Origin of the sequence: Geobacter sp., assembly GCA_009684525.1 — a bacterium.
Taxonomy (GTDB): Bacteria; Desulfobacterota; Desulfuromonadia; order Geobacterales; family DSM-12255; genus Geoanaerobacter.
The window spans coordinates 254,653-267,148 of the sequence record WKKR01000005.1; the positions used below are offsets into that span (position 1 = coordinate 254,653).

Annotated in this window: 9 protein-coding genes and 1 CRISPR repeat array; of the genes, 4 read left to right on the top strand and 5 right to left on the bottom strand. The window is 61.1% G+C overall.

Annotated features, from left to right (window positions below):
• Positions 1-132 precede the first annotated feature (132 nt).
• The 4 genes from GJT30_16035 to GJT30_16050 all read left to right on the top strand — a co-directional run bounded on the left by GJT30_16035 (position 133) and on the right by GJT30_16050 (position 1,556).
• Positions 133-375: a ribbon-helix-helix protein, CopG family gene (locus GJT30_16035; GenBank protein MSM41126.1), complete on the top strand. Its 243-nt coding sequence runs from the start codon at positions 133-135 to the stop codon at positions 373-375.
• Positions 360-695: a type II toxin-antitoxin system PemK/MazF family toxin gene (locus tag GJT30_16040; GenBank protein ID MSM41127.1), complete on the top strand. Its 336-nt coding sequence runs from the start codon at positions 360-362 to the stop codon at positions 693-695. The genes GJT30_16035 and GJT30_16040 overlap by 16 nt, the downstream gene beginning before the upstream one ends.
• 100 nt (positions 696-795) lie before the next feature.
• Complete coding sequence (locus tag GJT30_16045) at positions 796-1,074, top strand: DUF1778 domain-containing protein (GenBank protein ID MSM41128.1); 279 nt, start codon at positions 796-798, stop codon at positions 1,072-1,074.
• Positions 1,065-1,556 carry a GNAT family N-acetyltransferase gene (locus tag GJT30_16050; GenBank protein ID MSM41129.1) on the top strand — a complete coding sequence of 164 codons (492 nt, stop codon included), beginning with the start codon at positions 1,065-1,067 and terminating at the stop codon, positions 1,554-1,556. Before GJT30_16045 ends, GJT30_16050 begins: the two co-directional genes overlap by 10 nt.
• Positions 1,557-1,575: 19 nt before the next feature.
• A CRISPR array of direct repeats spans positions 1,576-8,680; the repeat unit is 29 nt; unit sequence CGGTTCATCCCCGCGCCTGCGGGGAACAC.
• A gap of 78 nt (positions 8,681-8,758) precedes the next feature.
• Here GJT30_16050 and GJT30_16055 read toward each other — a convergent pair.
• The 5 genes from GJT30_16055 to cas7e form a co-directional block, all read right to left on the bottom strand.
• A complete protein-coding gene (locus tag GJT30_16055; protein ID MSM41130.1) occupies positions 8,759-9,067 on the bottom strand; it encodes a type I-E CRISPR-associated endoribonuclease Cas2 in 309 nt (102 codons plus the stop codon).
• A complete protein-coding gene (gene cas1e / locus GJT30_16060) occupies positions 9,048-9,971 on the bottom strand; it encodes a type I-E CRISPR-associated endonuclease Cas1 (protein ID MSM41131.1) in 924 nt (307 codons plus the stop codon). Before cas1e ends, GJT30_16055 begins: the two co-directional genes overlap by 20 nt.
• Before the next feature lie 149 nt (positions 9,972-10,120).
• Positions 10,121-10,726: a type I-E CRISPR-associated protein Cas6/Cse3/CasE gene (gene cas6e / locus GJT30_16065; protein ID MSM41132.1), complete on the bottom strand. Its 606-nt coding sequence runs from the start codon at positions 10,724-10,726 to the stop codon at positions 10,121-10,123.
• The gene (gene cas5e, locus GJT30_16070; GenBank protein MSM41133.1) at positions 10,713-11,393 is read right to left on the bottom strand and encodes a type I-E CRISPR-associated protein Cas5/CasD; all 681 of its coding nucleotides are present in this window, start codon (positions 11,391-11,393) and stop codon (positions 10,713-10,715) included. The genes cas6e and cas5e overlap by 14 nt, the downstream gene beginning before the upstream one ends.
• Positions 11,394-11,396: 3 nt before the next feature.
• Complete coding sequence (cas7e, locus tag GJT30_16075; GenBank protein ID MSM41134.1) at positions 11,397-12,485, bottom strand: type I-E CRISPR-associated protein Cas7/Cse4/CasC; 1,089 nt, start codon at positions 12,483-12,485, stop codon at positions 11,397-11,399.
• Positions 12,486-12,496: the final 11 nt, after the last annotated feature.

Below are 12,496 nucleotides of genomic sequence, written 5' to 3' on the forward strand. Positions count from 1 at the left end.
AACAGGGCAGAGCAGCCGGTCTGACCACGCCCGCCCGGCCAGCCGGCAGCAGAAACCTGCCCCCGGCCTCGCCACTTGACGCGCCCCAAAGTATGACATATCATCATACCAGAATCGTAAAGGAGGCTTGTCATGGCAAAAGCGAAACTGGCAGTCACCATGGACGAACAGACGCTGGCCGAGGTCGACGCACTCGTCAGGCAGCATAAATTCCCCAACCGCAGCCAGGTCATAGAACTGGCGGTTCGGGAGAAGCTGGACAGGCTGAGCAAGAACCGTCTGGCCGAGCAGTGCGCACTGCTTGATCCGGACTTCGAAGAAGCCCTCGCCGAAGAAGGGATGGGAGAGGAGATCGACCAGTGGCCCGCATACTGAGAGGCGAGATCCGCTGGGCCGACCTGAATCCCACGCGCGGCAGCGAACAGGCCGGCCTGCGGCCGGTGCTCATCATCAGCCACGACGTCTTCAATGCCCGTTCCGGAACAGTCATCGCCGTGGCCATCACCAGCCAGCCACAGCGGGCAGGGTTCCCTCTCACCCTGGAGCTCGAATCCTCCGCCCTTCCCAAGCAATCCTGGGTGAAGATCAGCCAGGTCCGCACCCTCTCCGTCGAGCGCATCGGCAGAAAAATCGCAGAGGCCGAGCCGGAAGAGCTGGCAAAGGTGATCGAAGGACTCAATGAGATTGTAGGGTAAGCGTCCATCTGCATTCGACTTGCACGGGCAGCAACGATCCGCACCCAATAATGTATTGCCAATATGGCGCCATTTTGCTACCGTTATCACGGAGGTTCACATGGCAAAAACCATTGCTGAAGAACGGATTCCCGCCCGGATGCCAACAGCGGTCTACGAAAAGGTCGTCGAAGCGGCCCAGGCGGTAGGTGCCACGCTCAACCAGTTCCTGGTGCAGTCGGCCCTGGAAAAGGCCAATGCCGTTCTGGAACAGGAGCGGATTATCAGCCTGTCGTCGGCAGCGGCCAAGACGGTCTTCGACCTCATGGACATCCCGCCTGAACCGGCCGACACCCTGAAAACCGCCATGCAGCGGCGCAAGGAGCTTTCGTGCCCCTGATCGTCCCCCTTTCCCGCGGGCATGACCGGGCCGGTTTCGATTGCGGCGTGGCCGAACTCAACGCCTTTCTCAAGGCCACGGCCCGGCAGCACGGCGAGAAGGGGATTTCCCGCACCTTTGTCCTCACCGAAGGGGACGCCAGGATTCTCGGTTTCTTCACGCTGACCCTCTGCGAAGTCCACGTGGAGAGGCTGCCAGCGGGATATGCCAGAAAATACCCTCAGCACGGCCTGCCCGCGGTGCGCCTCGGCCGGCTTGCCATCTCCCGCCGGCATCAGGGCAAAGGGTACGGCGAACTGCTCCTTGCGGAAGCAATTCACCGCACCCTGCTGATCGCCGACCAGGCCGGACTGATCGGTCTGTTCGTCGATGCCAAGGACGACAAGGCCTGCTCGTTCTATGAACGGTACGGCTTCATCCCCCTCCCCTCGCATCCTCTGCATCTGTTCCTGCCGATTGCGACCCTGCGGGCAGCCCGCTAGACAAACCGACCACACATGACGGTTCATCCCCGCACCTGCGGGGAACACAGCTGGCGCTTTTTCTTATCATATTAAAGACACGGTTCATCCCCGCGCCTGCGGGGAACACGGGGCCAACTCATGTACGGCTGCGGTCTCCGTCGGTTCATCCCCGCGCCTGCGGGGAACACTCGACCGCGGGCGTGACAATATGGGCGGCAATCGGTTCATCCCCGCGCCTGCGGGGAACACATCGAGATTAATGCAGATCCGCCGCGTGATCCCGGTTCATCCCCGCGCCTGCGGGGAACACACCTTGTAGGCGTTGTTCATGCTGGGCTTGCCCGGTTCATCCCCGCGCCTGCGGGGAACACCGGCACGGTATTAAGCACATTACAAACGGGTTCAGTTTATCCCCGCGCCTGCGGGGAACACCTGTTTGAACATGGGGCAAACTATAACCTACACGGTTCATCCCCGCGCCTGCGGGGAACACCTTAAAAGCGCCGGTGTCCAGACCTGGGCCAGCGGTTCATCCCCGCGCCTGCGGGGAACACGGCGGCTTCCTCGCCTGCGCGTCGATGATCGGCGGTTCATCCCCGCGCCTCCGGGGAACACAAAAGAAATCGCGATCGCACCGGCAGCCAGCGCGGTTCATCCCCGCGCCTGCGGGGAACACTCCTCCTCAATGCGCTGCATCGATATGCCGTGCGGTTCATCCCCGCGCCTGCGGGGAACACTGCTGCCTGTCGCAGCTCATCCGCATGGTCTACGGTTCATCCCCGCGCCTGCGGGGAACACAGCATCTTCCGCGACCGGCGACAGGTCAGCATCGGTTCATCCCCGCGCCTGCGGGGAACACGGTCCACTTAATATGAAAACGTTTTTTTGCTACGGTTCATCCCCGCGCCTGCGGGGAACACGTTTTGTTGAGTTCACTCTCCACCCTCTGTATCGGTTCATCCCCGCGCCTGCGGGGAACACTTTCACAGCCGTTATGCCCTACGGCGTTTCACCGGTTCATCCCCGCGCCTGCGGGGAACACGGCTTCGGTCAGGTCGGATCCGAACAGGTTGGCGGTTCATCCCCGCGCCTGCGGGGAACACGGCTCAAGGTTGTCGGCAATCCGCATCTCATTCGGTTCATCCCCGCGCCTGCGGGGAACACCGTCGTACCCATTGGTTACAGCCTGCCAAGTGCGGTTCATCCCCGCGCCTGCGGGGAACACATTATCGGTTTGAGTAGGGTTTCCCATGATTACGGTTCATCCCCGCGCCTGCGGGGAACACGGCAGCGGGCGGTTAAATGTGCGCTCAATCGCCGGTTCATCCCCGCGCCTGCGGGGAACACGGGATGGCGTCGAGTTCTTCGCGCATGGCGGCCGGTTCATCCCCGCGCCTGCGGGGAACACGCAGGGCGTCGGGTTGAGCGCGTTCCAGAGGACGGTTCATCCCCGCGCCTGCGGGGAACACGCCTCCTGTGCCTGCAGCCTTTCCTTCAACAGCGGTTCATCCCCGCGCCTGCGGGGAACACCATCGTGGAAGGCGCGAACGGTATCCCCGTTCCGGTTCATCCCCGCGCCTGCGGGGAACACGCCGTATCCGCGCAACATGGCCCAATAGGTCTCGGTTCATCCCCGCGCCTGCGGGGAACACTTTTTCGAGGTCGCGCAGTCTCAGTTCCTGGTCGGTTCATCCCCGCGCCTGCGGGGAACACAGGTACTCATGCGGTATGCGGTTGTCAATCCCCGGTTCATCCCCGCGCCTGCGGGGAACACGGGCTGGCAGGGATAGTCTACCAGCAAGAGCCCGGTTCATCCCCGCGCCTGCGGGGAACACCAGGTATCAGCGACAGGAACGGGAGCAGATATCGGTTCATCCCCGCGCCTGCGGGGAACACTGCCGATGTTCGCGGGTTCTGTTCTTTTCAACCGGTTCATCCCCGCGCCTGCGGGGAACACGGGATCTGCCTGTGGTGCCTGAAAGTCGAATTCGGTTCATCCCCGCGCCTGCGGGGAACACAGATTACCGGCATACCATACGGCATTGATGACCGGTTCATCCCCGCGCCTGCGGGGAACACAATCGGCATCCTTTCCATTCTGGCAATCATCTCGGTTCATCCCCGCGCCTGCGGGGAACACATGAATTACCTCCCCGCCGCAATCAACTCAACCGGTTCATCCCCGCGCCTGCGGGGAACACACGTACCCGATCTCTTGCGCCGGAATATCCCGCGGTTCATCCCCGCGCCTGCGGGGAACACGACTTGGCAAACGCCTTGAGCATGGTCAGCATCGGTTCATCCCCGCGCCTGCGGGGAACACACCGCCCTCGATCAGGACCGCGACCAGAACGTCGGTTCATCCCCGCGCCTGCGGGGAACACTGCGTCATGGAGCAGTAACGCCGCTCATAGAGCGGTTCATCCCCGCGCCTGCGGGGAACACCGGGCTGGGCTGGTATCAACCACCGATCCGCGCGGTTCATCCCCGCGCCTGCGGGGAACACGTTTCCATCTCCATGTGCAGGGCCGGGTCTTTCGGTTCATCCCCGCGCCTGCGGGGAACACTGATTGCATACGGCAAGGAAAACGCCGATCGGCGGTTCATCCCCGCGCCTGCGGGGAACACTACCGGCAGGGCCGGTTTTTGTCGCTCCCGGTCGGTTCATCCCCGCGCCTGCGGGGAACACCATGTCGTTCACCGGGACATGCTGCATCCACTCGGTTCATCCCCGCGCCTGCGGGGAACACGCCTGGGCCGCGGCTTCGACGCAGATCCCGACCGGTTCATCCCCGCGCCTGCGGGGAACACCACGAAGCCGGCATGTGGGCGCGGGCAATCATCGGTTCATCCCCGCGCCTGCGGGGAACACCTCTACTCCGCAAGCGTTGCAAGCATAGCCGACGGTTCATCCCCGCGCCTGCGGGGAACACTGCCCTTTCATCTCCTCGTAGAACTCTTTGGCCGGTTCATCCCCGCGCCTGCGGGGAACACCGTAACGGGCAACAAAACGTCGTACCGTAAGTCGGTTCATCCCCGCGCCTGCGGGGAACACGCTCATCAACCTTGGCCAGCGAAGCTGCACGCCGGTTCATCCCCGCGCCTGCGGGGAACACCATCTCGTCATCGCTGAACAATCCAGTGGACACGGTTCATCCCCGCGCCTGCGGGGAACACCTGAACCTTCTGCATAGCCAGATCTGCTTCACCGGTTCATCCCCGCGCCTGCGGGGAACACCAACCACCACCGGAGGAGGTCAGATTTATGAACGGTTCATCCCCGCGCCTGCGGGGAACACCTCCCGCGCCTCAATCCACCGGATGACATTGACGGTTCATCCCCGCGCCTGCGGGGAACACTTTATAAATGGTATTAGCTCTAATAGCGTCAGCGGTTCATCCCCGCGCCTGCGGGGAACACCTATAATGTCTCGCAATAAGCGGCCAAGCCGCCGGTTCATCCCCGCGCCTGCGGGGAACACCATCTGTTCGGCCAGTATCGGCACCGGGAGATCGGTTCATCCCCGCGCCTGCGGGGAACACGCCCGACTTTGTTGTGACGCTCACTGTTCAACCGGTTCATCCCCGCGCCTGCGGGGAACACCTCGAAAGGCGTAAAAATCCACATGCCAATCTCGGTTCATCCCCGCGCCTGCGGGGAACACGACGTCACCAAATTTCGACATCATTCGCACGGCGGTTCATCCCCGCGCCTGCGGGGAACACCCGGTAACGGCGGTTTTTTGATTACCGAGAAACGGTTCATCCCCGCGCCTGCGGGGAACACGCCAAGGATGTGGTTGCGCAGGACGCCGGCGGCGGTTCATCCCCGCGCCTGCGGGGAACACGAAAACCCAGAACCAGCCCCAATCAAAGGGGGCGGTTCATCCCCGCGCCTGCGGGGAACACGTTCAGACGGCATAATCCACCTAACGGAACAACGGTTCATCCCCGCGCCTGCGGGGAACACATTTACCAGAACCTGGAGCGCCATCTATTACTCGGTTCATCCCCGCGCCTGCGGGGAACACACCTCGTGGTTATTGGTGACCGCAGTGTTTGACGGTTCATCCCCGCGCCTGCGGGGAACACATGCCGGGGGGTGGGATCATTTACTCTGTCTCCGGTTCATCCCCGCGCCTGCGGGGAACACTGGTCCCTCAAAACTGAATAACACTCTTACCACGGTTCATCCCCGCGCCTGCGGGGAACACAGTAGTTACGCATTGTACGGCACATAAGATATCGGTTCATCCCCGCGCCTGCGGGGAACACACGATCTGCTGGGGGCCAACAATGCCGCGCTGCGGTTCATCCCCGCGCCTGCGGGGAACACTGCTCGATGGCGGCCACGGCCCAGCGCCATGCCGGTTCATCCCCGCGCCTGCGGGGAACACTTTGATGCATCGTTTATTCTGTTGTCGCAAAGCGGTTCATCCCCGCGCCTGCGGGGAACACTGCTGGCCCTTCACACTGGCAATCCTCGCGTTCGGTTCATCCCCGCGCCTGCGGGGAACACGTATTTTGCCGACCGCTACCCGGCCATGATCGAGGTTCATCCCCGCGCCTGCGGGGAACACATTATCGGTTTGAGTAGGGTTTTCTATGATTACGGTTCATCCCCGCGCCTGCGGGGAACACAACTGTATCACTGTCAAATATCCTACGTGCAACGGTTCATCCCCGCGCCTGCGGGGAACACGCTATAATTCAAATTCTGTTGTCATGCAATATCGGTTCATCCCCGCGCCTGCGGGGAACACTTCCTGATTATTCTCTTAATAATATTGTTGCTCGGTTCATCCCCGCGCCTGCGGGGAACACCAGGTATTCATCCTCGGACGGGGCAAGTTCGACGGTTCATCCCCGCGCCTGCGGGGAACACAGCCCGGCCCCAATGGTCATGGCAGCCAGCGCCGGTTCATCCCCGCGCCTGCGGGGAACACCGTATTCGAAACCGTACCAGACGAGGACGACCCGGTTCATCCCCGCGCCTGCGGGGAACACTTTTTTCAACATTTCCTGTTCATAGACTGTCACGGTTCATCCCCGCGCCTGCGGGGAACACCAGTATGTGGCCTCGGAGCGTACTGCATGTACCGGTTCATCCCCGCGCCTGCGGGGAACACCTGGTAAATAAACTATTGACAATTTTATTTGGCGGTTCATCCCCGCGCCTGCGGGGAACACGCCTCGATGGCAGCCTGACCGATATGTGGGAGCGGTTCATCCCCGCGCCTGCGGGGAACACTGCTGCAGCAGGTACTCGATGATATCAATGAGCGGTTCATCCCCGCGCCTGCGGGGAACACAGTGCGGTCAAACTGTTCGCTTTTATTATCGCCGGTTCATCCCCGCGCCTGCGGGGAACACATCATCCGCATATTGTTGGCCCATACCTCGTCCGGTTCATCCCCGCGCCTGCGGGGAACACTAAAAAGCGCTTTAACATGTGTTTACCCCTTTCGGTTCATCCCCGCGCCTGCGGGGAACACAGCGCCAGAGCTCCCTTGAGGGTGTGAATCAGCGGTTCATCCCCGCGCCTGCGGGGAACACCGATGATGCGCATTATCCTGTGCATACTGCTGCGGTTCATCCCCGCGCCTGCGGGGAACACTGGTATTATCCTCCTGGTGATTAAGATGCCCCCGGTTCATCCCCGCGCCTGCGGGGAACACTCATACGATATGCCTAGAATATGCGCGGCATCCGGTTCATCCCCGCGCCTGCGGGGAACACGGTTAGCTTCTATGCACAATGGATACATAAAACGGTTCATCCCCGCGCCTGCGGGGAACACCACCCGCCCGCAATTGGGGCATAGTGCCGGGTCGGTTCATCCCCGCGCCTGCGGGGAACACTAGGATGGTGAGTAGGGCTAGATTTAACATCCCGGTTCATCCCCGCGCCTGCGGGGAACACAGTAGCCCCAATCAGAATCTCGACACATGATGCGGTTCATCCCCGCGCCTGCGGGGAACACCACGAGGGTCTCCTTTGTTTGAGGTTTATGCGCGGTTCATCCCCGCGCCTGCGGGGAACACCTCTAGCAACATATCAGTGAAATCAGAAAACTCGGTTCATCCCCGCGCCTGCGGGGAACACCCGGGATAACCCTTGCTCAAGCAGAAGCAAAACGGTTCATCCCCGCGCCTGCGGGGAACACCGCAACCCATTGCTGTACGGTGAAGGCGTGAGCGGTTCATCCCCGCGCCTGCGGGGAACACGAGTTTCAAAGTCGGCCGCGGTGATGCGGGCGCGGTTCATCCCCGCGCCTGCGGGGAACACCCGGGGCGATTTCATGGCTATGCGACCATATCCGGTTCATCCCCGCGCCTGCGGGGAACACGCACTAAACACGTCATCAACACGCTATATACGCGGTTCATCCCCGCGCCTGCGGGGAACACGAATTTCCGATCTCATGATGCGGCTGGAAATTCGGTTCATCCCCGCGCCTGCGGGGAACACCTCATGGCGGTAGACTCTGAGATTGTCGATCGCGGTTCATCCCCGCGCCTGCGGGGAACACTTCATCTGCCCGACGTGATTACATACGTGGCACGGTTCATCCCCGCGCCTGCGGGGAACACCATTCGCCTGGATCTGTCGGCACCATCCGGGGCGGTTCATCCCCGCGCCTGCGGGGAACACCAGCTCAACGCCGCCAAAGACGAGCTCAAGCTCGGTTCATCCCCGCGCCTGCGGGGAACACTATTCGTGGGCGAAGGCGTTCTGCCCTTCTATCGGTTCATCCCCGCGCCTGCGGGGAACACATGTTGCCGGAGGCGCTGGTCTCCATTTCCTTCGGTTCATCCCCGCGCCTGCGGGGAACACATTTCTGCGGCCTTATTGACTGATTCGATACGCGGTTCATCCCCGCGCCTGCGGGGAACACGCCGAGCCCCATGGCGCGGGCTTTGGCGCGGCAGGTTCATCCCCGCGCCTGCGGGGAACACATTTCTGCGGCCTTATTGACTGATTCGATACGCGGTTCATCCCCGCGCCTGCGGGGAACACGGCAAACCCTCCAATAAACGCGACACCTACTACGGTTCATCCCCGCGCCTGCGGGGAACACGGTATACGGCGGGCCGGGTGGGGTGGCAAGAGCGGTTCATCCCCGCGCCTGCGGGGAACACACTTCTTCTACTTCCTCAAAATAATTGAGGTAATTGCACTGCAAAAATTCCACCGACTGCACCACCCTCTATACGCCCTTACAACGGGGGTTTAGCCACTCCTTCCTCTTGCGGAGGCAGGAACGACACCAGCTGGATGCCGTCCATCTCCACCGGAATCCTGCGATTGGCGCCGAGAGTCAGGAAATCGAACCCCGATTCGGTGTTGGTGCTCCACGCCATCACGGCATTCCCCTCATCTATCCCCTTCTCGATATTATCCCAGATCATCGCCCGAACCCGCTTCGAGACATCGCCAACGTACACCCCGGCCCGTACCTCCACCAGCCAGAGCCCCAGCCGCCCACGCAGTCGGGGCGGCACATTTTCAACCACGATGACCAGCATCGCCAAGCCCCTCCTTGTTGGGTATCGCCATTGTCACAGCCTCTTCGTGCGCCTTCGGCACTTCAATGCCTCCGGCAGCCAGGACCTCTTCGATGGTGGGAACGATCCTGTCCAGCAGTTTCGTCTGCCGGAAAGCATCGCGACAGGCCAGCCGCACCTCCCGCTCCGGGTCGCGCGGCTTTTTTGCGGCAATCCGGAACGCCACCGGCACCACGGTCTCGAACTTGAAGATGTCGGCTATGTCGTAGACGAACGACTGCGGCTTGCCGGTATGGATGAACCCGACCGCCGGTGCATAGCCCGCGGCCAGGATCGCCGCCTCACAGATGCCGTAGATGCAGGCGGTGGCCGACGACAGACAGCGGTTAGGGATATCGCCGCTCTCCCATTCGGTGTGATCGTAATTGCGCCGCTTCCACTCCACCTTGTACTGCCGGGCTAAGAGGTCGTACATCTTGCGCACCCGTACCCCCTCTATGCCACGCAACTGCTCCACACTGCGCCGCTCCGGCGGCTCCTCCCTGAAACGGAGCGCATACATCCTGCGGACGACCTTGAGCCTGGCCGTGTCATCCAGGGCCAGTTTCGCCTGGTACAACAGCCGGTCCGACCGCGCCCCGCCCGGCTGGCCGGCGGCATAGAGACGCACTCCCGCCTCACCGATCCAGACCAGGAGGCACCCTACCCGCGCCGCCAGGACCACCGCAGAATGGGAGACGCGCGTCCCCGGTTCCAGCATAAGGCAGGCCACCGTGCCGATGGGGATCTGGGTGCGAACGCCGGTGACGTCCACCACCACGAAGGCGCCGTCGATGACGTCCAGGTTTCCCCGCTCCACGTAGACCACGGAGATACGGTCCTTGATGGGAAGGGGCTTCAATGGGGGGAGAATGGGTTGGGGCATGGCTCGGCCTCGTTACTTTACCTTATTGTGAAACCCGCGCTGGCATGCTGGTGCGGGCATCCCTGGATCGCATCGCCGCAAACCCGTGAACAGGGGCGGGGAACCCCGCCCCGATTCCGCAAATGCACCCAATGAATTGACTCAATAGTTCAAACCCGCGCCAACGACAGCAGACCGCAGCCGAAGGCCTTGGCTGGGCCGATGCCGGTATGCACCAGCACCGTTATTGCCTCTGCATTCTCCACCTGTATTACTCCTTGAAAACTGACTTGCTGTATCTTGCCGGCCCGGCCTTCCCCGCTCTTTCTGAATCTTAACGGGAACACCGGATCAATCGTCAACACCTCCAATGATGCTGCATCCTCCAGCTTCCGCTCGATCCATGCCCGTTGGTCATTCTCTCGGACCAATGGCACGCGGCACTTCTTCACCTCTCCGGCGGCATTCATCCGTCCCCCTTCATCGTTGATCATCTTCACAGGATTGGCCACCAGGAGGAAACGCAACCGCTGTCCAGTTTGCAGGCTCAACGGATACTCCTTGCTAGCCAGGATGCGTGCCGAATCGGACGACTTCTCCGGTTTACGCAACGATTGCATCAGCACTTCAGCACCATGACGATCCGACTGACCGACACGAAAGAGGAAGTCGCGCTCCGCCTCCGCATCCTCCGGAAACAATCGCCACAAAACGCGATGAATCTCGTAGGGGTTACGAGAGACAGCGCCGCTTATCATGATCTTACTCAGATACATGGTCACCTCCCAGCATATAGAGGTTGCGCCCGGCGAACTGGCGCGGCTGATTGATCAACGGCACGTCTCGCACCCGCTTCATCTTGTCGCTGATCTTCTCCTCGCTGTAGATCGTGCCCCCCTGCGGCGCAACCTTCTTTAACACCTCCACCTCGTTTATCTCCGAAATACGCGCATGGAAGAGCGGACGGGCAAGCGGGCAACTGCGCCGCCCCAGGTACGGCGTGAAAAACGGCTGTTTCACCGCCCGTTCCAGTTCATCAAGGGTTGGCGCCGCTCCGGAGCGATTCCAGAGTGCCACGGTAAACTCGGCGTCATACAGGTATTCGCGCCAGGTCTGGATGGTTTCGTGGCTCTTCAGGCCGACGTAATCCTCTCGCGCACCCTTCACCGTGTGGTAGTCGGTCATCTTGACCATCCGCAATCGCCGGTCAGTACCGTCTTTACGGGGAATACGGCGTTCATCCACCCGCACCGCCATGCCAACGTTGTCGGCAAGTGCCTGCAAGCGCCCTCGCTCGGTACGTCCAATGCCGAGGCAGGCCCCGAGCAGTCCCAGAAGACCGCTTCTGGTCGGGAAATTCGCCGACGGCCGCAACCCCTCGAAGGTATGCTCACCCCAAGCCTGCATGGGGCCGTGGAGTTTGAGAATGAGATAGTCTCCCATGGTTTACCCCTCTCCGTTGTTGCGTACCCATGCCTTCAGTTCGTCCAGCGTTTTTGCAGTCTTCACCCCTTCCAGTGTGCTTGCGGCAATTGCGAACTGGGCACACCGCTCGTCAAGTCCGTAACCGGTGTGGATCGCCTTCCAATAGTCTTGAAGTGCTTCTACGGATGGCTTAAGGAATCCCTTGGTTGCCTTAACCGGCTCTTCAAAGGCATTCGCAAGGGATACGGGAATATCGGAAAACGACACCATAGCCAAGTCGGCCAGGTTGTGGGCGGCAAAGCTTTGTTGCTTGGCAGAGGGGACAACCGTCGCCATCAGGTGCAGTACGTGAGCGGCGATCTCAAGCGCCTTCTCGCGCGGAACGTTCCCGAGATTCGCCTGCAACTGGGCAACGTTTAGGCTGGCGTAGCGATAGAAGACTCCACTGGAGAATTCCTGGGTATCCAGGTGGCCGGAGCCCAGTTCCTGCAAATCGTCAACGGCGGTAAACCAATCGATGTCGGCATCGACGGTATGTGTGGTAATGGCATGAGCAACGGCAAGGGCGCCATCTACCTTGCCGAGTTCGCTCATAAGTCCCGAGGTAGCCATGCGTCCGGAAAGGGCGATATCGAGCCCCTTTGCCAGCGCCTGACGCATGGCTTCGGCCTGTTCCTTCAACTGCTTCGTCAGCGCCTTTTCGTCCAGTTTCTGTTCTTCCGCCTTCTTTACCTGCTCACAGAACCAGGCAAACTCTTCCACCGCCCAGGGAGCCACGGCGTCGCCTTCCACAACCGCTTCCGCATTTAGGTCCTTGGCGGTAAGAAGCGTCATGGTTTTGCCGATAAGCTCGGCATCAAAGCGCCTGGAAAGTGCCTTAACGAAGAGTTCTTTCAAATCGGAGAGATGCTTCGTGCGGACAGTCGCCTCCCCCAAATGCTCGGCATAATAGGGGCTCTTACGCATAGTCCGTTTCAGACTCTGGCTGGAGACGCGCACCCGGCGCTTGCCACCGAAGATGGCCGATTTCTGCATGTTCATGTCGTCGCGATTGAGGCAGGAAGGGCTGTGGGAAATAAGGATGTGGAAGTTCACAAAATTCTTGTTCATGGCAATGTTCC

Coding starts and splice junctions, on each gene's coding strand:
- cas1e (MSM41131.1), bottom strand. CDS start 9,971: ATGCCCCAACCCATTCTCCCCCCATTGAAGCCCCTTCCCATCAAGGAC.
- GJT30_16055 (MSM41130.1), bottom strand. CDS start 9,067: ATGCTGGTCATCGTGGTTGAAAATGTGCCGCCCCGACTGCGTGGGCGG.
- cas6e (MSM41132.1), bottom strand. CDS start 10,726: ATGTATCTGAGTAAGATCATGATAAGCGGCGCTGTCTCTCGTAACCCC.
- cas5e (MSM41133.1), bottom strand. CDS start 11,393: ATGGGAGACTATCTCATTCTCAAACTCCACGGCCCCATGCAGGCTTGG.
- GJT30_16045 (MSM41128.1), top strand. CDS start 796: ATGGCAAAAACCATTGCTGAAGAACGGATTCCCGCCCGGATGCCAACA.
- cas7e (MSM41134.1), bottom strand. CDS start 12,485: ATGAACAAGAATTTTGTGAACTTCCACATCCTTATTTCCCACAGCCCT.
- GJT30_16035 (MSM41126.1), top strand. CDS start 133: ATGGCAAAAGCGAAACTGGCAGTCACCATGGACGAACAGACGCTGGCC.